This window comes from Streptomyces sp. NBC_01549 (assembly GCF_026339955.1).
In the GTDB taxonomy this organism is placed as follows: Bacteria; Actinomycetota; Actinomycetes; order Streptomycetales; family Streptomycetaceae; genus Streptomyces.
Genome location: NZ_JAPEPW010000001.1, coordinates 6631794 through 6653011, shown reverse-complemented (window position 1 = coordinate 6653011; position 21218 = coordinate 6631794). Strand labels below are relative to the sequence as shown.

At 71.0% G+C, this 21218-nt stretch carries 17 protein-coding genes; 12 read left to right on the top strand and 5 right to left on the bottom strand.

Going from position 1 to position 21218, the window contains the following annotated elements; all coding sequences use genetic code 11:
- Nucleotides 1-158: 158 nt before the first annotated feature.
- Nucleotides 159-341: a hypothetical protein gene (locus OG819_RS29755; RefSeq protein ID WP_266651630.1), complete on the bottom strand. Its 183-nt coding sequence runs from the start codon at nt 339-341 to the stop codon at nt 159-161.
- Nucleotides 342-448: 107 nt separating this feature from the next.
- Nucleotides 449-1552: an acyl-CoA desaturase gene (locus OG819_RS29750; protein ID WP_266622493.1), complete on the bottom strand. Its 1104-nt coding sequence runs from the start codon at nt 1550-1552 to the stop codon at nt 449-451.
- A 246-nt stretch (nt 1553-1798) separates the two neighbouring features.
- Between OG819_RS29750 and OG819_RS29745 the strand changes: the two genes are divergently transcribed.
- The 3 genes from OG819_RS29745 (at nt 1799) to OG819_RS29735 (ending at nt 7363) form a co-directional block, all read left to right on the top strand.
- Nucleotides 1799-4651 carry a DEAD/DEAH box helicase gene (locus OG819_RS29745; RefSeq protein WP_266651628.1) on the top strand — a complete coding sequence of 951 codons (2853 nt, stop codon included), beginning with the start codon at nt 1799-1801 and terminating at the stop codon, nt 4649-4651.
- On the top strand, nt 4648-5931 hold the full coding sequence (locus OG819_RS29740; RefSeq protein WP_266651626.1) for an SWF or SNF family helicase: 1284 nt from the start codon (nt 4648-4650) through the stop codon (nt 5929-5931). Before OG819_RS29745 ends, OG819_RS29740 begins: the two co-directional genes overlap by 4 nt.
- A gap of 88 nt (nt 5932-6019) precedes the next feature.
- Entirely contained in the window at nt 6020-7363 is a 1344-nt protein-coding gene (locus tag OG819_RS29735) for an esterase-like activity of phytase family protein (RefSeq protein ID WP_266651624.1), read from the top strand.
- Nucleotides 7364-7444: 81 nt separating this feature from the next.
- On the opposite strand, the gene OG819_RS29730 is transcribed toward OG819_RS29735, so the two are convergent.
- Nucleotides 7445-7729, bottom strand: coding sequence for a hypothetical protein (locus tag OG819_RS29730; protein WP_266651622.1), 285 nt, complete (start codon nt 7727-7729; stop codon nt 7445-7447).
- 396 nt (nt 7730-8125) lie between these two features.
- The gene (gene xylA, locus OG819_RS29725) at nt 8126-9292 is read right to left on the bottom strand and encodes a xylose isomerase (RefSeq protein ID WP_266622500.1); all 1167 of its coding nucleotides are present in this window, start codon (nt 9290-9292) and stop codon (nt 8126-8128) included.
- Nucleotides 9293-9455: 163 nt separating this feature from the next.
- Here xylA and xylB point away from each other — a divergent pair, with 163 nt between their 5' ends.
- The 9 genes from xylB (at nt 9456) to OG819_RS29680 (ending at nt 19869) form a co-directional block, all read left to right on the top strand.
- Complete coding sequence (gene xylB, locus OG819_RS29720; RefSeq protein WP_266651620.1) at nt 9456-10901, top strand: xylulokinase; 1446 nt, start codon at nt 9456-9458, stop codon at nt 10899-10901.
- A 58-nt stretch (nt 10902-10959) separates the two neighbouring features.
- Nucleotides 10960-12168: an ROK family transcriptional regulator gene (locus OG819_RS29715; protein ID WP_266622503.1), complete on the top strand. Its 1209-nt coding sequence runs from the start codon at nt 10960-10962 to the stop codon at nt 12166-12168.
- A gap of 212 nt (nt 12169-12380) precedes the next feature.
- On the top strand, nt 12381-12926 hold the full coding sequence (locus tag OG819_RS29710) for an amino acid permease (RefSeq protein WP_266651618.1): 546 nt from the start codon (nt 12381-12383) through the stop codon (nt 12924-12926).
- Nucleotides 12911-14020: an APC family permease gene (locus tag OG819_RS29705; RefSeq protein WP_266651616.1), complete on the top strand. Its 1110-nt coding sequence runs from the start codon at nt 12911-12913 to the stop codon at nt 14018-14020. The genes OG819_RS29710 and OG819_RS29705 overlap by 16 nt, the downstream gene beginning before the upstream one ends.
- Complete coding sequence (locus OG819_RS29700) at nt 14017-15030, top strand: acetamidase/formamidase family protein (protein ID WP_266651614.1); 1014 nt, start codon at nt 14017-14019, stop codon at nt 15028-15030. Before OG819_RS29705 ends, OG819_RS29700 begins: the two co-directional genes overlap by 4 nt.
- A 71-nt stretch (nt 15031-15101) precedes the next feature.
- Nucleotides 15102-15704: an N-acetylmuramoyl-L-alanine amidase gene (locus OG819_RS29695; RefSeq protein ID WP_266651612.1), complete on the top strand. Its 603-nt coding sequence runs from the start codon at nt 15102-15104 to the stop codon at nt 15702-15704.
- A gap of 133 nt (nt 15705-15837) precedes the next feature.
- Nucleotides 15838-17193 (top strand): helix-turn-helix domain-containing protein, encoded by a 1356-nt coding sequence (locus tag OG819_RS29690; protein ID WP_266634123.1) that lies wholly within the window; start codon nt 15838-15840, stop codon nt 17191-17193.
- A 56-nt stretch (nt 17194-17249) separates the two neighbouring features.
- Nucleotides 17250-18773, top strand: a complete 1524-nt coding sequence (locus OG819_RS29685) for an aldehyde dehydrogenase family protein (protein WP_217570694.1) — start codon at nt 17250-17252, stop codon at nt 18771-18773.
- Between the two features lie 412 nt (nt 18774-19185).
- Nucleotides 19186-19869 (top strand): phosphatase PAP2 family protein, encoded by a 684-nt coding sequence (locus OG819_RS29680; protein WP_266417206.1) that lies wholly within the window; start codon nt 19186-19188, stop codon nt 19867-19869.
- A 7-nt stretch (nt 19870-19876) separates the two neighbouring features.
- Here the strand turns inward: OG819_RS29680 and OG819_RS29675 are convergent, their stop codons facing one another.
- Entirely contained in the window at nt 19877-21211 is a 1335-nt protein-coding gene (locus OG819_RS29675; protein ID WP_266651610.1) for a glutamate-1-semialdehyde 2,1-aminomutase, read from the bottom strand.
- Nucleotides 21212-21218: the final 7 nt, after the last annotated feature.

Here is a 21218-nt window from a genome sequence, read left to right as displayed (position 1 = left end):
GGCCGAGCGGCCCGCGGCCGGCCACTGTGGAGTGAGTGGCTCCTCGCCCCGGAGAAAGCGGGGTACGCGGCCGCTCGCGGACCGTGCCGTCGGCAGGCCCGCGAGCGGCGACGGAGCCGTCCCCCTCACGCGAGGGAACGAACCCGATCGGCGGTGCTTCAGCGGCCGAGTTCCTTGCGGGTGATGCGGCGCAGCCTGCGCCGCTGCGAGGGGTCCAGCGTCAGGTACGCGGCCGCCGGAACTCCCACCACGATCAGGAAGGAGACCCACCAGGGCAACCAGAACAGCAGGATGAGGCCGACCGCCACACCACCTGCGGCGATCTTCGCGTTCTTCGACATGTGTCGCCTCCTTCGCGGCTGCTGCCGCTCTCTGTCCTGAAAACGGGTCCGCGCCTCTCACGGTTCCAGTGCGCGACCCTGAGACATCCCTGAGGCGCTCCCCTGACTCACCCCTGAGATCCCCGGCTCTCGCTCGCCCCCTGAGACCTTCGCGGCTGCTCGGTCCTGAGGGGTTCGCCGACCTCGTGCATGTGGCGCAGGGCCTGCCGGTAGGAGTCGACAAGCCCGGTTTCCGCGTAGGGGATACCCAATTCCCGGCAGTGTGCGCGCACCAGCGGCTGGGCGAGCCTCAGATGGGGTCGGGGCATGCTCGGGAACAGGTGGTGCTCGATCTGATAGTTGAGGCCTCCGAGGAACCAGTCGGTCAGGGCGGCGCCGCGAACATTGCGGGAGGTGAGCACCTGGCGGCGCAGATGGCCCCAGCGCTCGCCGTCCGGGTCGGGCATCTGCATGCCCTTGTGGTTGGGCGCGAAGGCCATGCCCAGGTGCAGGCCGAACAGTGCCTGGTGCAGCGCGGCGAAGACCACGGCCTTGCCGAGGGACATGGAGGTGAGCAGCAAGGTCGCGTACGCCACGACGTGGGTCACGAGCAGCAGGGCCTCCACCACCCGCTCGCGCGGGGGCTGCCGGCGCAGGTCCTGGAAGCCGTGGACCTTCAGGGCGACGCCTTCCAGGAGGGTGAGCGGGAAGAAGAGCCAGGCCTGGTTGCGGGTGAGCCAGCGCCGGAAGCCGACCCGGACCTCTGCCTGCTCGCCGGTGAAGACCAGGACGTCGGCGACGACGTCGGGGTCCTTGTCGATGTGGTTCGGGTTGGCGTGGTGGCGGTTGTGCTTGTTGTTCCACCAGGAATAGCTCAGTCCGAGGAGCAGGTTGCCGTGGATCAAGCCGATAACGCGGCCGACCGCCTTGTCGCCGGTGATCTGTGCGTGGCCCGCGTCGTGGCCTATGAAGGCCGTGCGGGCCGAGAACACGGCGAGCAGCGGGGCGAGGAGCAGCGCCCACCAGGAGTTGCCGATCAGGGCGACACCCGTCACGACCGCGGCCAGGGCCAACGCGTTCACGGTGATGGCGCGTGCGTACCAGTCGTGGCGCCGGTCCAGGAGACCCTGCGCCCTGACGGTACGCAGGAGGGGTGCGAACTCACTTCCGGGGCTCTGCTCGACGCCCGCCCCTGGAGGGTCTTCCACGACGGCTGTGGCGGTCTGGGGCATGGCGGGTCTCCGGTTCTCAGGGAAGGGGCTGACCTGATGAAACGTACGAATCAGTGACCTCCAGCGACCATGGCGCCACCACCCGTGTCCGTACGGAGGCTTTCCCCGTGCGTCCAGGGGGGGTTACGTACACCCCCGACTCGGGGTGAGCCGCCTCACGTCCCGAGCCTCCCTGCCCCGGCGTGCGAAGTGCTGTAGCCTCGGCGACTCCGACCCAGTAGTCAAATTTGAGGAATACGCATCGCTGTGCAGAGAATTCCTGCGGCAACGCCCGCCGAGGTCTCCGAACTGGCCCGATGTTGTGCCGTGTTCATGCCTGCCGATCCGTCCCGTACCGGGAGCGTCGCTTTCTGGCGACCCGACGGCGACCTCCCACCGGCGGTGGCGTCCGGCACCGCCGAAGACCTGACCGTCACGCTGCCCGGAGACGACGGTGTCGAACTCGTGACGGTGCCCGCCGTCCTGCTCCCGGTGCGCGCCGCGCTGCCGGTCCTCACGCGCGCGCGTACCGCCGCACACGCACACCGGGCGACCGTGTTCTGGGGCGCGGCCGCCGTGCTCGCCCTCCAACTCGCCGCGCGGGGGCTGCTGCTGCCGGGTCTGACGGCGAGCGACCACGACGCGTGGCGCGCCGGTCCGCTGCGCGCCGACGACCTGGAACGCGTACGCGAACTCGCCGCGGCGATGCCGCCCGACGCGCACTCCGTGCCGGTGGACGGCGGTGCGCCGGTGCGGTTGCCCGACCCCGAGCGGCTGCTGCGCGCCTTCCTCGACGCGGTCGCCGACGCGCTGCCCCGCTCCCCCGCCGCCTCGCTGGCCGCGGGTGGCCCGGCCTACGCGGCGCCGGAGCCGCAGCACGTGCCGGAGCAGCGCGCCTGGACCGCCGACGTGGCCGCGGGACACGACGCGGGCGTGCGCATCTCGCTGCGCGTCGAGGTCCCCGGGTTGGCGTCGGTCGGGGCGGACGAGACGCGGCTCCCGTTCCGCGGAGTGCTGCAGGTGCACAGCGTGAGCGACCCCGGTCTCGTCGCGGACGCCTCCGCCGTCTGGGACGGATCGACGGCCCTCGGCCCGCGCGCGCGGATGGACGTTCTGCTCGCCCTGCGCCGTGCGGCCCGCACCTGGCCCCCGCTCACCCCGTTGCTCTCGGCGACGGTGCCGGAGGCCGTCGAACTCGCCGACGAAGAGGTCATCGAACTCCTCGGCGAGGGCGCCCGCATGCTGGCGTCCGCAGGCGTCGACGTCCACTGGCCCAAGGAGTTGGCGCGCAAGCTGACCGCGCGTGCCGTCATCGGCCCGCCGGACGACAAGCGGAGTCCGGACAAGGTCGCGTCGGACACCCCCTCCTTCCTGTCCGCGGACGCGCTGCTGGCTTTCGACTGGTGGTTCGCGCTGGGCGATCAACAACTCACACGTGAGGAGCTGGACCACCTCGCCGAGGCGAACCGACCCATGGTGCGGCTGCGCGACCAGTGGGTCCTCGTCGACCCGCAGGAGGTGCGCCGCGCCCGGGCGCAGCAGGACCGCAAGGTCACGCCCATCGACGCGCTCAGCGCCGCTCTGACGGGCTCTACGGAGGTCGACGGCCGGAGGGTCGACGTACGGCCCACGGGGTGGCTGGCGGCGCTGCGGGAGCGGCTCTCGGATCCGGAGGGGCAGGAGCCGGTCGGGCAGCCCGCCGCGCTCACCGCGACGCTGCGGGACTACCAGGTGCGAGGCCTCAACTGGCTCGCCCGGACGACCTCCTTGGGGCTGGGCGGCTGTCTGGCCGACGACATGGGTCTGGGCAAGACGATCACGCTGATCGCCCTGCATCTGCACCGGCAGACCGACCCGTCGACGGCGGGCCCCACCCTTGTGGTCTGCCCCGCCTCCTTGATGGGCAACTGGCAGCGCGAGATCGAGAAGTTCGCGCCCGGCACTCCGGTGCGCCGTTTCCACGGCTCGCGGCGCAGTCTGGAAGGCCTGGCTGACGGGGAGTTCGTACTCACCACCTACGGCACGATGCGGCTCGACGTGCCGCGCCTGGCCGAGCTGCCGTGGGGCATGGTGGTCGCGGACGAGGCCCAGCATGTGAAGAACCCCTACTCGGCGACGGCGCGGGCGCTGCGCACCATCAGCGCACGCGCGCGCGTGGCGCTCACCGGCACTCCGGTGGAGAACAACCTCTCGGAGCTGTGGGCGATCCTCGACTGGACGACGCCGGGCCTGCTCGGAAGTCTCGGCTCCTTCCGGACGCGTTACGCGCAGGCCGTCGAAGGCTCTCAGGATCCCGCGGCGGCCGAGCGGCTCGCCCAGCTGGTCCGGCCGTTCCTGCTGCGGCGGCGCAAGTCGGACCCCGGTATCGCGCCCGAGCTGCCGCCAAAGACCGAGACCGACCGTGCCGTCTCGCTCACCAAGGAGCAGGCGGGCCTGTACGAGGCGGTGGTGCGCGAGACCCTCGCGGAGATCTCGGGCGCGGACAGCATGGCGCGGCGCGGTCTGATCGTGAAGCTGCTCACCGGGCTGAAGCAGATCTGCAACCACCCGGCGCAGTTCCTCAAGGAGGACCGGCCGAAGATCCCGGGCAGGTCGGGGAAGCTGGAACTGCTGGACGAACTGCTCGACACCATCCTCTCCGAGGGGGCGAGCGTTCTGGTCTTCACGCAGTACGTGCGGATGGCCCGACTCATCGAGCGCCATCTCGCGGTGCGCGGCGTGGCGACGCGGTTCCTGCATGGCGGGACGCCCGTCCACGAGCGCGAGGCGATGGTGGAGCGCTTCCAGGAGGGCGAAGTCCCTGTCTTCTTGTTGTCGTTGAAGGCCGCGGGCACGGGATTGAACCTGACGCGGGCCGAGCACGTCGTGCACTACGACCGCTGGTGGAACCCCGCCGTGGAGGCGCAGGCCACGGACCGCGCGTACCGCATCGGCCAGACTCGGCCCGTGCAGGTGCACCGGCTGATCGCCGAGGGAACCATCGAGGACCGCATCGCCGAGATGCTGCGGCGCAAGCAGCAGTTGGCCAACGCGGTCCTCGGCGCCGGAGAGGCGGCGCTCACGGAGCTGTCCGACGCCGAACTGGCCGACCTGGTGGGGCTGCGAGGGGACGCACGATGACGGACGGGAACGAGGAGCGTACGTTCGCGGCGCTGCCGCCCGCACAGGGGCGGGGCTTCGCGCAGACGTGGTGGGGCCGGGCCTGGCTGAAGGCGCTGGAGGACGCGGCGCTGGACTCCCAGCAGGTGAAGACGGGCCGCAGACTCGCGCGCGCGGGGGCGGTGGGGGCCGTGTCGGTGCGGCCGGGACGCATCACCGCCGTCGTCCAGGACCAGGACGGCACCGCGCACCGCTCGGATGTGCTGCTTCAGGAACTGTCCGAGGAGCAGTGGGACCGTTTCCTGGACATGGCCGTTGAACGGGCCGGGCATGTCGCGGCGCTGCTCGACCGCGACATGCCCCCACATCTGGTGGAGGACGCGGCGGCCTCGGGAGTCGAGCTGCTTCCGGGGCTGGGCGACTTGGAGGCCGAATGCGACTGCGGGGCCTGGGACCAGTGCGGGCACACCACGGCGCTCTGTTATCAGATGGCGCGGCTGCTCGACCAGGATCCATTCATCCTGCTGCTGATGCGCGGCCGCGCCGAACGCGCGTTGCTGGACGAGCTTCAGTTCCGCGGCAGCGCGACCGCGAAGGATCGGCCGGACGCCCCGGAACCCGCTCAGCGGGGCGTGGACGCCGCAGAGGCGTTTGCGGCCGGGGACATCCTGCCGTCCCTGCCCGCTCCTCCGGTACTGCCCGAGGTGCCTGGCCGGCCGCCCTCCCTGGACACCGAGGCCGCGCCCGCACCAGGCATCGACCCGTCCGCGGTGGAATTCCTCGCTTCCGCGACCGCGGCCGAGGCGCACCGGCTGCTTGCCGAGGCGCTCAGGTCGGCTCACGGGCAGGAAGCACCGGCGGCGGAGTTGACGGTTGAGCAGGACGCGGTTCGGCTCGCGGCGGCCGCCACGGAGGGTGCGATCGTCGAGCGGCTGGCCGACGGATCGGGGCGCGACCGGCAGGAACTGGCGCTCGCCGTGCGCGCCTGGCACCACGGGGGTGTGGTCGCGCTGGCCGTCCTGGAGGACGAGTGGACCGTGGAGGCGGAGGCACTCGCACGCGCGCGTACCGCCTTGGAGGCGGCCTGGGACGAGGACAAGCGGCCGCGACTGCGCGCCACCCGCAACCGCTGGACAGCCGTCGGCGCACCTACCCAGCTGCGTCTGGGGCGCGACGGCCGATGGTGGCCGTACCGCAAGGAGCGGGGCCGTTGGGCTCCCGCGGGACCGGCGACAGGGGATCCGGCCACCGCCCTCGCGATGGCGCGGGGAGACACGGGCGGCGACACGATGAGTGGTTGACGCCCCACGTTCATCTCGAAGTCGCACAACGTCCGATGGAGCGGCCAACTCTGGCCACTGTCAACGAACTTGTGCCTCAGGAGGCTCGATGTCCCCGCACGCCGTCGGCCGGCGCCACGTCCACCGAACCGTCGCCGCGGGTGTACCGCTCGCGATGCTGGCCGCCCTCGTGGCGGTCGGCACCGCGAGCGCTCAGGGCTACCCCTCGCAGCCGAGGGTCACACGCACCGCGACCCTCGGCGACATCCCCCTGGGCGCGTTCAGCGACGCGCTGCTGCCCGGCACGGTGGGCGACGACCGAGGGGTGGACCTCGGTGGGATCGGCAGCGACATCTACCCGGCCGGGCGCCAGGGTGATTTCTGGACGGTCACCGACCGCGGACCCAACGGACAGATCAAGGTGGACGGCAAGAAGCGCCGCACGTTCCCGGTGCCCGGTTTCGACCCTGCGATCGTGAAGATCAAGGTGTCCGGTGACACCGTGAAGGTGCTGGACGCGCTCCCGATCACCACGTCCTCCGGGAAGCCCGTCACCGGGCTGTCCAACCAGGCGGGCCGCGACGAGGCGCCGTACTCCTATGACGCGCAGACCCCGCTCGCGTACAACCCCAACGGCGTGGACACCGAGGGCATCGTCCGTTCCGCGGACGGCAGTTTCTGGCTCGTCGACGAGTACGGTCCCTCGCTGATCCATGTCTCCGCGCGTGGGAAGGTCCTCACGCGTTATGTGCCCAAGGGGCTGAATCTGACCGGCGCGGACTACCCGGTGGTCGAGGCGCTGCCCGCCGTCCTGCTGCACCGGAAGGTCAATCGCGGCTTCGAAGGGCTCGCCCAACTCCCCGGCGGCGACCTGGTGATGGCCGTGCAGAGCCCGCTCTCCCTGCCGGACGGTGACGCGGGCGATGCCTCGCGCACGACGCGGCTGCTGCGTTTCTCCCCGAAGAAGCGGGCCGTCACCGCCGAGTACGCCTACCGCTTCGAGCCGGTGAACGTGGTCGACCCGAGCGAGGACGACACGTCCGAGCTGAAGATCTCCTCCGTGGTGGCAGTCGGCAACGATCGGCTACTGGTGGAGGAACGCACGGACAAGGCCGCACGGTTGGAGCTGGTCGAGCTCACGCGTGGCACGGACATCCTCGGCGGTCCCTGGGACAGCGACAAGACGTCCCCCTCTCTGGAACAGCTCGACGATCCCGCCGCCTCGGGCGTCCCGGTGCTCGCCAAGCGTCTGGTGGTGGACCTGGGAACAGTCGCGGGGGTACCCGGAAAGATCGAGGGCATCGCGCGCGTGGACCGCGACACACTCGCGCTGATCAACGACAACGACTTCGGGATGACCGACGGGGCGGGCGCGTTCGACGCGCAGGGCCGGCTGGTGGACAGCGGAATCGAGACGACGGTCACGTACGTACGACTGCCGCGCGGGATCTGACCTCAGGACCCTTTTCGTACGGCACGCGTGCGTGAGTCGCGAAACGGCCTCCACGCGCGCGTGCCCGTCATCGTCAGTGGATTACGGCACCGCGCCGTTCGCCAAGGTCGGCAGGAGCGACTGCAGATCACTCGGCAGGATGCTGCGCAGATCGCTCGGCAGCTCCGAGGGCAGGGACGAAGGCAGCGACGAAGGCAGTTCGCTGGGCAGCTCGGACGGAATGGTCAGCGACGGCGAGGACGATCCCTGAGTGCCGCCGCTCTCGGTGGGTCCCTTCTCGTCGGGCGACTTGCCACCGCCGCGGACCATCATCACCACGGCGACGACCGCCACGACGGCCACGAGCGCGGCGAGCGTGAGGAACAACGGGGTGCGGCGCCGTCCTCCGCCCTGGTCTCCCGGACCGCCGGGAGATCCAGAAGGAGGCTCGGGGCCATCACCCCCCGGAGGGGGACCGTAGCCCTCGAAAGGGGGACCGTAGCCTCCCGAAGGAGGCCCGTAGTCTCCGGGCGGGGGGCCGAAGCCACCGTTTCCCGGAGGGGGCGTGTTTCCTGGCGGCCGGGGAGGCTGGGGTGGTAAGGGCGGCGTGGCCATAGCGTCAAGAGTCGCCTCGAACCGGTCACGGGGCGAGCCCTGTGCCGAAGTTGATACGGACTCATGCCGTGGACCGCATGATTCCGGACCATTCCCGCAGGGTCCCGCGCAGTGAGATATGAGGCGCTGGCCCGCCAGGAGACGGGCCAGCGCCTCACCGGGGCACGATCAGCCCCGCGCGCCCAGCAGGTGGTCCATGGCGAGCTGGTCCAGCCGCTCGAAGGCCATCCCGCGCGCGGCGGCCGCCTCCACATCGAACTCCTCGAAGGCCGCACGGTCCGCGAGCAGCCCCGTCAGGCCGTCCGCCGCGGTCGGCTGCGCCAGTTCGTCGAGGCGCGACGCGAGCAGCGCCTCCTGGACCTCGGGGTCGGCGCGGAAGGCTGCCGCACGCTCCCGCAGGATCAGGTAGTTGCGCATGCAGCCCTCGGCCGACGCCCACACCCCGTCGAAGTCCTCGGTCCGCGGGGGCTTGAAGTCGAAGTGCTTCGGTCCCGCGTACCCGGCGGTCTCCAGGAGATCGACCAGCCAGAACGCGGAGCGCAGGTCACCGGCGCCGAAACGCAGGTCCTGGTCGTACTTGATGCCGGACTGGCCGTTGAGGTCGATGTGGAAGAGCTTGCCCGCCCACAGGGCCTGAGCGATGCCGTGCGGGAAGTTCAGTCCGGCCATCTGCTCGTGGCCCACCTCGGGGTTGACGCCGTACATTTCCGGGCGCTCCAGGCGCTCGATGAAGGCGAGCGCGTGGCCGACGGTGGGAAGCAGGATGTCGCCGCGGGGCTCGTTCGGCTTCGGCTCGATCGCGAACTTCAGGTCGTAGCCCTGGGAGACCACGTACTCGCCGAGGAGGTCGAAGGCCTCCTTCATGCGGTCGAGGGCGACGCGTACGTCCTTGGCGGCACCGGACTCGGCGCCCTCGCGGCCGCCCCAGGCCACGTACGTCTGCGCGCCGAGTTCGACCGCGAGGTCGATGTTGCGGATCGTCTTGCGCAGCGCGTAGCGACGTACGTCCCGGTCGTTCGCGGTGAACGCGCCGTCCTTGAAGACGGGGTGCGTGAACAGGTTGGTGGTGGCCATCGGCACCCGCATGCCGGTCGCGTCCAGGGCCTGGCGGAAGCGCTTGACGTGCGACTCGCGCTCACTGTCCGAGGACCCGAACGGGATCAGGTCGTCGTCGTGGAAGGTCACGCCGTAGGCGCCGAGCTCGGCCAGGCGCTGTACCGACTCGACGGGGTCCAGGGCGCGCCGGGTGGCGTCGCCGAACGGGTCCCTTCCCTGCCAGCCGACGGTCCACAGGCCGAAGGTGAACCTGTCCTCGGGGGTGGGCTGGTAGTTCATGCCGCGGCTCCTTGCTAGCTCCGACTATTTCGTCATGGCGGTTAACAAATTAGTATGCGGAGGCATCTCTGGGAAGAGACGAAGTGCGAAACCTGGGCCACACGGGTCCAGAAGCCCCACCACCAGGACAGATCCCGCGGAGCCGCGGAAGAGGGAGAGCCCGATGTCAGCAGCCGAGGGTCCGCTCGTCGTCGGGGTGGACACATCCACCCAGTCCACCAAGGCCCTGGTCGTCGACGCGTCGACCGGAGAGGTGGTGGCGAGCGGGCAGGCGTCGCACACCGTCTCCACCGGGGCAGGCCGCGAGAGCGACCCGCGACAGTGGTGGGACGCGCTCCGTGAGGCGCTGCACCAGTGCGGCGAGGCGGCCCACGAGGCCGCCGCGGTGTCGATCGGCGGCCAGCAGCACGGGCTCGTCACCCTCGACGCCCAGGGCGATCCCGTACGCCCGGCCCTGCTGTGGAACGACGTGCGCTCGGCGCCGCAGGCCCGCCGACTGGTCGAGGAGCTGGGCGGCCCGAAGGCCTGGGCCGAGCGCACCGGCAGCGTGCCCGGCCCCTCCTTCACGGTCACGAAATGGGCCTGGCTGGCCGAGAACGAGCCCGACGCCGTCCGCGCGACCGCGGCCGTACGGCTGCCCCACGACTACCTCACCGAGCGCCTCACAGGAGAGGGCACGACCGACCGGGGCGATGCCTCCGGTACGGGCTGGTGGGCTTCCGTGACGGAGAGGTACGACGAGGAGGTCCTCGCGCACGTCGGACTCGATCCGGCCCTGCTCCCCCGCATCGCCCGGCCCGGCGAGGTGGCCGGAACCGTGCACGCCCGCGATGAGCTGCCCTTCTCCAAGGGCACGCTGGTCGCCGCCGGCACCGGCGACAACGCCGCCGCCGCGCTCGGCCTCGGACTGCGCCCCGGCACCGCCGTACTGAGCCTCGGCACCTCCGGCACGGTGTACGCCGTCTCGACACGGCGCCCCGCCGACCCGACCGGCACGGTCGCGGGCTTCGCCGACGCGCGCGGCGACTGGCTTCCGCTGGCGTGCACCCTGAACTGCACGCTCGCCGTCGACCGTGTGGCCGCACTGCTGGGCCTCGACCGCGAGGCCATCGAACCGGGAGCCGGCGTGACGCTGCTCCCCTACCTGGACGGTGAGCGCACCCCGAACCTGCCCCATGCCTCGGGGCTGCTGCACGGCCTTCGGCACGACACGACGGGAGGGCAGCTGCTGCAGGCGGCGTACGACGGCGCGGTCCACTCGCTCCTCGGCGCCCTCGACCTGGTGCTCGACCCCGACGCGGACCGCTCCGCGCCGCTGCTGCTCATCGGCGGGGGCGCCCGGGGAACGGCCTGGCAGCAGACCGTCCGTCGGCTGTCGGGACGTCCTGTTCAGGTGCCCGAGGCCAAGGAACTGGTCGCACTGGGCGCCGCCGCACAGGCCGCGGGCCTGCTGACCGGCGAGGACCCGGCCGCGGTGGCCCGCCGCTGGGGAACGGCCCACGGGCCGGTGCTCGACGCCGTGGACCGGGACGAGGAGACGCTGGCCAGGATCGCCGGGGTACTCTCCGACGCGGCCCCGCTCCTGGAGCGGCAGCCGGACAAGCACTGAGCGAGCACGGACGAGGACAGCCCCGAGAGGGACCTGCCGGAAGAGGACCGACGGAGGCATGACCGCACCGCTGCACGAGGCCCACCCGACCGGTCCCGGCCGTCGACTGCCCGACACCCAACAAGGCATGCGTCGCCGCAACCTCTCCCGTGTCATGCACACCGTGAGCGCGGAGGGGCCGCTGTCGCGCGCCGCCGTCGCCTCGCGCATCGGTCTGACGCGGGCGGCGGTCTCGACGCTGGTGGACGAGCTGATCCGCTCGGGGCTCCTCGAAGAGCTGGGCCCCGAGCGCCCCGGACGGGTGGGACGACCGGGCTCGGCACTCGCCGTCAGCGGGCACGGCCCCGCCGGAATAGGCGCGGAGGTGGGCGTCGACCATCTGGCGGTGTGCGCGGTCGATCTGCGCGGTGCCGTACGGGCGCGGGCGGTACGACACGGCACCAACCGCGGCCGGCCGCCCGAGCCGGTGCTGCGGGAGCTGACCGCGCTGGTGCGACAGGTCATAGCCGAGGCCGAACGGGAGGGGCTGTGGCCCGCGGGCCTCGCGGTCGCGGTGCCCGGCCTGGTGGCCCGCGACGCCCGGACCGTGGTTCGCGCCCCCAACCTCGACTGGCATGACACGGACCTGGGCGCGCTGCTGCCCGGGGACCTCCCGCTGACCGTGGACAACGAGGCCAACTTCGGCGGCCTCGCGGAACTGTGGCTCGGCGACGCCACCCCGCGCGACTTCCTGCATGTGTCCGCGGAGATCGGCATCGGTGCGGCCGTGGTCGTGGACGGACGGTTGCTGCGCGGAACGCGCGGTTTCGCGGGCGAGTTGGGGCATGTACCGGTGCGGCCGGAGGGGCCTCCTTGCCCGTGTGGCGGACGGGGCTGCCTCGAGCAGTACGCGGGTGAGGAGGCCGTGCTGCGCGCGGCCGGTCTGGACCCGCGCGAGGACCGTGTCGGGCTGCTGGCCGAGCGCGCCGCCCAGGGCGATGTGGAGGTACGCCGTGCCCTGCGGGACGCCGGGACCGCGCTCGGTATCGCGCTCACGGGGGCGGTCAACCTGCTCGATCCGGAGACGGTCGTGCTGGGTGGGGCGCTGTCCGGTCTCGCGTCGTGGCTGCTGCCGTCGTTGGAGGGCGAGTTGGCACGGCGCACGGCGGGCCCCGCCTGTGCCGTGTCCGTGTCACCGCTGGGACCCGAGGGGCCGTTGCTGGGGGCCGCCCACTCGGTCGTGCGGGCGGTGCTCGACGACCCGGCGGGGTTCGCGGGGCGGGCGTAGCCCGGTCATCGCGGTCATGGCGGTCGACGGCGGGGTACTCAGGGTCTCTTTCCCCCTCATGGGTGGCCAAGTTGTCCACAGTCCCGGAGTTGTCCACCGACGCGCGTCGTGCCCTCCCGCCCAACCGGCAAGCGCCGTAACGTAATTCACGCGAGGCGCAGCCGTCGGACCGATGGCGGGCTGTCCGGGCGAATCGGGGGATCGGGGGGCAGATGTCGGGGGAGACGGTTCCAGAACTGCGGCGCGAGGCTGTCGGGCTGCTGGAGGTCCTGTTCCAGAGCATCACGGCCATGGCGCCGGCCGCGGCGGTCGCCGCGTCCATTCCGTCGGGCGCGGCCTTCGCGGGCGGCAGTCTGCCCCTTTCCGTGCTGATAGCGCTCGTCGCCTGCCTCTTCACCGCCTCCTGCGTGGCCGAGCTGGCACGACAGTTGCCCGCCGCGGGCTCGGTGGCCACCTACACGGCCCAGGGACTGCATCCGACGGTGGGGTTTCTCGTCGGCTGGGGCTACGTGTTCGTCGAGGCGCTGGTGCCACCGCTGCTGCTCCTGCAACTCGGGTTCACGACGGCGGGCACACTGCACCAGGAGTGGTCCTCCTACCCGGACGACCTGTGGTGGCCGTGGTCGCTCGCGGGCGCGGCGATCATCGCGGTCGCCGGATACTTCGGAGTGCGCGCCTCGGCACGCTTCGGCACCGTCCTCGGCGTCTTCGAGGTGCTGGTCTTCCTCGTCTTCGCGGTAGGGTGCGTTTCTTCTTGAGGGACGAGAAACACCTGGTCAACGCGTTGGTCCTCCGGAAACCGCGTCACGGTAGATCGTGTCGTTCTTCCCGGAACGACCACGTCCGTACTGGTCACCGACGAGGTCCCTCCAGAAGAAACGCACCCTTCGCGGTATGGCTGATCGCCAAGGCCGGAGGTGGCAACACGCTGTCGGTGTTCGGGACCGCTCACACGGCCAAGGGATACGAAGGCGTCAGCGGCGTGTTCGCGGGATCGGTCTATACGGTGCTCGCCTTCGCCGGATTCGAGGCGGCGGCACCGCTCGCCGAGGAGACGAAGGATCCCCGCCGGACCATGCACCGTGCGGTCCTCGGCGCGGCACTGGGGATCGGTCTCTTCTACGTCCTCACCACGTACGCCATATCGGTGTACTTCGGCCCCGATCGCCTCGGGGGCTTCGGAGCCTCCGGCGCGGCGTCCTGGGAAGGCGTGGCCCGCGCTTCCTTCGGACTGCTCTGGGTGCTCGTGTTCCTGGCGGTGGTCAACTCCACGATCGCCAACGCCAACGCCTGCGCGACAGTCTCCACCCGCACGGCCTTCGCCCTGGCCCGGATCAAGGTCTTCCCACGACTCTTCGCGCACGTGCATCCGAGACACCGCTCCCCCGTCGCCGGGGTCGCCGCGCAGTGCGCCGTGGCGGTCACCGCTGTGCTGGGCCTCGGCCTGTACTACGACCCCGTCACGGCGTTCCTGCTGCTCGCGACGGTGATCGTCACGGTCGTCATCGGCGTGTACATCGTGGTGAACCTCGCCTGTGCGGGTTATTTCCTACGCCGCAGACGCGAGTTGTTCAAACCGGTGCGGCACCTGATCTTCCCTCTGTTGGGCATCGTCGCCTTCGTCCCCGCGTTGCTGACCTCGGCGGGCCTGCCCGTCTTCGACTTCGTTTCCGAACTCACCGCGCCCGTTTGGTATGCGGGACCGGTCGTCGGAGTCTGGATGACGGCCGCGGTCGTGGTATTGATCGTCCTGTTGCGCCGCCACCCGGGGCGCACAGCCGAGACCGCCCGTGTCCACCTCGACGAGACCTCGTCCCCCGACCTTCGGCAGAGCGGAGCCGTGCAGCCATGAGTGACCCCCGCATCCTGACCGTGTGCCCGGAACCGGGCGAGTACGCCTGGACGTTCGGCGGCGCACCACCCGTGGCACGCATCGCGCCGGGCACCGTCCTCGATCTGTACACGGAGGACTGCTTCGCCGGGCGGGTGCGCTCCGAGAAGGACCTGGTGTCCGAGGTGTGCGAGTTCCCGTTCCTCAATCCGCAGACCGGACCCTTCCACGTGGAGGGCGCGGAGCCGGGCGACACCGTGGCGGTGCACTTCGTGTCGATCGAGCCGGCTCGCGACTGGGCGGCCTCGACGACGGTCCCGCTGTTCGGCGCGCTCACCTCCACGCACACCACGGCCACCCTGCAGCCTCCGCTGCCGGAGACCGTGTGGATCTGGCAGCTCGACCGGGAGCGGCACACCGCCCTGTTCAGCGCACGGAACAGCGACATCAGGATCGAGCTGCCCATGGACCCGATGCACGGCACCGTCGGAGTGGCGCCCGCGAACCTCGAGGTGCGCTCCGCTCTGGTGCCCGACGCGCATGGCGGGAACATGGACACTCCGGAGATGCGCGCCGGTGTCACGTGCTTCCTCGGGGTGAACGTCGAGGGCGCCCTGCTGAGCCTCGGTGACGGGCATGCGCGGCAGGGCGAGGGCGAGACGTGTGGTGTGGCTGTCGAGTGCGCGATGAACACGGTGGTGATCGTCGAGCTGCTGAAGGGAGTCGCCACCCCCTGGCCGCGCATCGAGTCCGACACGCACATCATCTCGACCGGGTCGGCACGCCCGTTGGAGGACGCGTTCCGCATATCGCAGCTCGACCTGGTGCAGTGGCTGGCGCGCGACTACGGGTTCAGCGAGCTGGACGCATACCAGTTCGCGACCCAGGCGGTCGAGTCGCCGCTCGCCAACGTCTGCGACACCAACTACACCTGCGTCGCCAAGCTCCGCAAGGAGTGGCTGCCCTCGCGCGAGACCCATCGCGGCCTGCATGCGCGACTGCGCGAGACCGCCGCGATGCTGCGCCGCTGAGCCGGACGGTCCCCTCACCTCACCTCACCTCACCAACGAAGCGTCCTCCACCACTGAAAGGCAACTCCCCGATGGAACGGGCAAGTTCGTTCCCGAGCCGGCGCCGCTTGCTCAAGGGTGGCGCCGCCCTCGCCGCCCTCCCCTACGTGTTACTTCCCGGTGCGCAGGCAACAGCGGAGACCACGGCCGTCGACTATCCGCTCGCCGAATGGGCACCGGCGGCCACCTCCAACTACACGGCGTCCGCTCGACCGACGGCCTATCCGCTCGACTACGTGATCATTCACGTCACGCAGGAGACGTACCCCAAGACCGTGTCCATCTTCCAGAACCCCGAGAAGAAAGTGTCCGCGCACTACCTCGTACGATCGGCCGACGGGCATGTCGCCCAGTGCGTCAAGGAGCGTGACATCGCCTGGCACGCGGGGAACTGGGACTACAACACCCGCAGCATCGGCATCGAACACGAGGGCTGGGTGGACCGGCCCGCCTATTTCACCAACGCACTGTACGAGGAGTCGGCCAAGCTGACCGCCTCGATCTGCGCGAAGTACGGCATCCCCAAAGACCGGGCTCACATCATCGGCCACTACGAGGTACCGGGCACCGACCACACGGATCCCGGGTCGAACTGGGACTGGACGCGGTACATAAAGCTCGTCAACCTCGCCTGACCGAGGGGCCCCGCGACGTGCCGACGACCCACGCCGATGTGAGCGCCGCGCAAGGAGCGCCGTCCCAGTGCTTGTCCGCGCCCACACCGGGAGTGACGATGGTCTCAGCCGCATCGCCTACCGGGAGGCCACGTTGACCGAACCGTGGGTGGCACTCGAAGCAGGAGCCGACCCCGTCGAGCGAGTGCGGACACTGCGCCGTGCGCACGAGGTGTTCACCCAGGCGGGCACGGTGCCACGACCGGTGCGCTCGGTGGTGGCCGATTCCTGGCGGCGATCGGCACGGGCCGGTGTCGCGCCGGACGGAACGGCACGGGTGGAGCTCACGGACGGCGACCTGGGCTCCTACCGGGCGGAGCATCCGCTGGCCCGGGTGATGCCGCTCTTCCGAGAGCTCATGGGGACGTTCGCGTCGGACGGCGAGCACCTCCTCGCGGTGTGCGACGCGCAGGGCCGGCTGCTGTGGGTCGAGGGACATCCGGCGACGCGGCGGCAGGCGGGGCGGATGAACTTCGTACCGGGCGCGCGTTGGTCGGAGTCGTCGGTCGGCACCAACGCGCCGGGAACGGCGGTCGCCGTGGACCGACCGGTGCAGGTGTTCGCGGCCGAGCACTTCATCCGCCGGGTCCAGCCCTGGACGTGTGCCGCGGCGCCGGTGCACGATCCGCGCACGGGGCGGGTGCTAGGCGCGGTGGACATCACGGGCGGGGACGGGCTCGCGCATCCGCACAGCCTCGGTTTCGTGCAGGCGGTGGCGCGGGCCGCCGAGTCCCAGTTGGCATTGCTCGCACCGGCGGAAGCAGCGGCCGACACGGTGGAACTGACCGCGCTCGGCCGCGACGAGGCCCAACTGGTCGCGGGCGGCCGAAAGGTCCGGCTCAGCCGCAGGCACAGTGAGATCCTGGTGTTGCTGGCCAGACACCCGGAGGGACTGTCGGGCGACGAGTTGCTGTGCGCGCTGTACGAGGACGAGTCGGTGACGCCAGTGACCCTGCGCGCCGAGCTGACCCGGCTGCGCCGGCTCCTTGGTCCCGGCCTGCTGGGCTCGCGGCCCTATCGGCTCACGGCGCCGGTCGAGTCCGACGTGGCGGTCGTCGAACGGCGGCTCGGCACGGGTGCGGTCACGGCGGCCGCGGCGGTGTACGCCGGTCCGCTGCTGCCGGGCTCGGGGGCTCCGGCAGTGGTGCGGTTGCGGCGCCGCCTCGCCGACGGGCTGCGTACGGCGCTCATCGCCCGTCGCGACCCCGACCTGCTGGCGGACTGGGCGTGCGCCCCGTGGGGCGAGGACGACCTCGACGTATGGCGGGCACTGGCCGCCGTACGCGCGACGGCGGCGGTGCGGGCGCGCCTGGAGGAGCTGGAGCGCGAACAGGCCGCGCCGCCGGGCCGGCCGCACCCCGCGGTGCTCGCGGCGCGGCGTCGGTCGGCCGCTGAGCAGGGGGGCCGACCTGCCGTGTCCGCAACGTCGTTGCAACGTTCGCGCTCCTAGCCTCGCGGCGAGAGCTGCCCAACGGCGGGCAGCGCTTCTCCGGGAGGCAGACCAGCATGACCCGTTACGCGGCGCCCGGCACCGAGGGCGCGATCGTCTCCTACCAGGCGCGTTACGACCACTTCATCGGCGGCGAGTACGTACCGCCGGCTCGCGGGCAGTACTTCGAGAACCCGAGTCCGGTGAACGGGCAGCCGTTCACGGAGGTCGCGCGGGGCACCGCCGAGGACGTGGAGCGCGCCCTGGACGCGGCGCACGCGGCCGCGCCCGGCTGGGGCCGCACCTCCGTCACCGCGCGCGGCGACATCCTGCTCAAGATCGCCGACCGGATGGAGGCGAACCTGGAGAAGCTGGCGGTCGCCGAGAGCTGGGAGAACGGCAAGCCGGTTCGCGAGACCCTGGCCGCCGACATCCCGCTCGCCATCGACCACTTCCGCTACTTCGCGGGGGCGATCCGCGCTCAGGAGGGCTCGCTCGGCGAGGTCGACGACGACACCGTCGCATACCACTTCCACGAGCCGCTCGGGGTCGTCGCTCAGATCATTCCGTGGAACTTCCCGATCCTGATGGCGGTCTGGAAGCTCGCCCCGGCGCTGGCGGCGGGCAACGCGGTCGTCATCAAGCCCGCCGAGCAGACCCCGGCGTCCATCCACTACTGGATGAGCCTGATCGCGGATCTGCTGCCGCCGGGCGTCGTCAACATCGTCAACGGCTTCGGCGTGGAGGCGGGCAAGCCGCTCGCCTCCAGCCCGCGGGTGGCGAAGGTGGCGTTCACGGGTGAGACCACGACGGGGCGGCTGATCATGCAGTACGCCTCGGAGAACATCAAGCCGGTCACGCTGGAGCTCGGCGGCAAGTCCCCGAACATCTTCTTCGACGACGTCTGGGCGCAGAACGACGACTTCCGGGACAAGGCGCTCGAGGGCTTCACGATGTTCGCGCTCAACCAGGGTGAGGTGTGTACCTGCCCGTCACGCGCCCTCGTCCAGCGGGGCCACTACGGCGAGTTCATGGAGGCCGCGGTCGCCCGCACGGAACTGATCAAGCCGGGCCACCCGCTCGACACCGACACGATGATCGGCGCGCAGGCCTCCAACGACCAGTTGGAGAAGATCCTCTCCTACCTGGACATCGGCCGACAGGAAGGCGCCAGGATCCTCACCGGAGGCGAACGTATCGAGCACGACGGGGAGTTGAAGGGCGGCTACTACGTCCAGCCGACGATCTTCGAGGGCGACAACCGGATGCGGATCTTCCAGGAGGAGATTTTCGGCCCGGTCGTCTCGGTCACGTCGTTCGACGACTTCGACGACGCCATCAAGACCGCCAACGACACGCTGTACGGCCTCGGCGCCGGCGTCTGGACACGCGACATCAACACCGCGTACCGCGCGGGCCGGGCGATCCAGGCGGGCCGAGTGTGGACGAACTGCTACCACGCCTACCCCGCGCACGCGGCGTTCGGCGGCTACAAGCAGTCCGGCATCGGCCGCGAGACGCACAAGATGATGCTGGAGCACTACCAGCAGACGAAGAACCTCCTGGTGTCGTACTCGCCGAAGAAGCTGGGCTTCTTCTAGAGCCTCAAGTCGGCTGCCTGGAGGGGAACTTTGCCCCTCCAGGCACCTCAGGTTCAAAGTCACTGTCCGCGAACATCCGCTACAAATCAGGGCGCGGCTCACGCTCCGAGACTGTCCGACGGCGGTTTGCCGCGACCGGATTGCGGTTAGGGTGCTGAAGGCTCCCGCGGAGGCGTACAAGCCAGGAGCGGGTGTCCGCGGGGCGGTTATGGTCGCTGGAGGGTGAATCGGACACGACGGGGGGCTCGCGGTTGGATCACCTGGAAGTCGGCCCGGCCCAGTTCGCGCTTGACGGGTTCATCATCCTGCTCGGTCCAGCCGCGCAGCCCGTACAGGCTAACGATCCCGGCCATGTCGGCGCGCGGCAGCGGAACAAAGTCACTACCGCAGGTCGACCGGACGCGGTGAACGTGTGACCGGCCGACCGGCGCCCGCGGTGCTGCCCCCGTCGCTGCGCCCGTGGCTCGGGCTGATCGCGGCCCTCGCCGCGCTGGTGGTCGTCGCGCTCGGGGTCCTGTACGCCGACCACAGCGAGCCCGGCGTGGTGGACAGGTGGATCATCCAGCCGACGGCGGACAGTCTGCGGCCGCCGTGGCGGTACGTCGCTCTGGCTATGGACTTCTTGGGGGAGCCCGTGGGAGCGGCGACGCTGGTCGTGGCCGCCGTGACGGGCTGCCTGCTGCTTCGGCGTCCTCGCGCGGCGGTGCTCGTCGTTGCCGGCGTCGGCATGGCCGTGGGGACGGCGACGCTGCTCAAGTCCCTGGTGGGACGCACCATCCACGACGGGAACCTGTCCTACCCGAGCGGGCACACCGCCTTCCTCACCGCGCTCGCCCTCGTGATGGCGCTGCAAGCGACCGGCCGACTCGGCCTCGGCAGGACGGCCGGCACGTCACTCGTGCTCGCCGCGGCGCTGGTTGCCGGCGCCGCCATGGGCTGGGCGCAGGTCGCCCTGGGCGCGCACTATCCGACCGACGTCCTCGGCGGCTGGTGCACTGCGCTGGCGGTGATACCGGCGACCGCGTGGCTGGTCGACCGGATGGCTGACCGGCTGGTCGATCGGATGGCCGAGGCCGGTCGGCGGGAGCGTCGCTGACGTCGCGTCACGCCAAGCGGCGGAATACGGGCTTCACGGGTCGTCCGGCCAGCCAGGCGGTGGGGTCAGCGGCGTCCAGTGCCTTCCGGTACACCGCACATGCCTGGGCCACCACGTCGACGGTGTGATCGATGTCGGCGTCGCCGAGCGCGCTGCTCACCACGAACGACGGGGCCAGCACCCCGCCCGCGAGGAGCCGGCGCAGAAACAGGGTGCGGTACTGCTGCGACGGCTGCCGGTTCTCGTCGAGGGTGGCGAAGACCAGGTTGCTGGCCCGGCCCCGGACGACGATGTGGTCGCCGACGCCCATGCCGGCCGCGGCGTCGCGGACACCGGCGGCCAACCGCTCGCCGAGGGCGTGCAGCCGCGCGGTGACGCCCTCTTCGACGTAGGTGGTGAGCACGGCCATCGCGGCTGCCAGGGAGTGCGTTTCCGCACCGTGCGTGGTGGACAGCAGGAACACCCGGTCGCCGGAGTGACGCAGCCCGCCCAGCTCCATCAGATCGCGGCGGCCGGCCAGCGCGGAGACGGCGAATCCGTTGCCCAGCGCCTTGCCGAACGTGGAGAGGTCGGGGACGACGCCGTACAGGCCCTGGGCGCCCGCCTCGGACCAGCGGAAGCCGGTGATCATCTCATCGAAGATCAGTACGCAGCCGTGCCGGTCGGCCTGCTCGCGCAGGCCGGCGAGGTACCCGGGCGGCGGCTCGGTGTGGGTGGCGGGTTCGAGGATCAGGCAGGCGACCTCGTCCTGGTACCGGGTGAGCAGCTCCTCCGTGGCGGCCAGGTCCCCGTAAGGGAACGCCACGGTGAGCTCGTTGGTCGCCGCCGGAACACCGGCGGACATCGGCGTGGTGCCGATGAACCAGTCGTCGACGGAGAAGAACGGATGGTCGGCGCAGATGGCCACCCGCGGGCGCCCGGTGGCGGCGCGGGCGAGGCGCACCGCGGCGGTGGTGGCGTCGGAACCGTTCTTCGCGAACTTCACCATCTCGGCGGTCGGCACCGTGGCCAGGAAGCGTTCCGCGGCCTCGACCTCCACGATGGACGGCCGGACGAAGTTGCTGCCGCGGTCGAGTTCCCGCCGCACCGCCTCGATCACGCGTGGGTGGGCGTGGCCGAGGCTGACCGACCGCAGGCCGGAGCCGTACTCAATGTAGCGGTTGCCGTCGATGTCCCACACGTGGGCACCGCGGCCGTGGCTGATGACCGGGGCCAGGTTTTCGGGGTACTGGTCGTCGCCCTTGGCGTAGGTGTGCGCGCCCCCGGGGACCAGGGCGTGCAGCCGCTCGTTGGCCAGCCGCGAGCGGGGCAGGAGGAACTCTTCGGTGTCTTCGGTGTGCACGCCGACC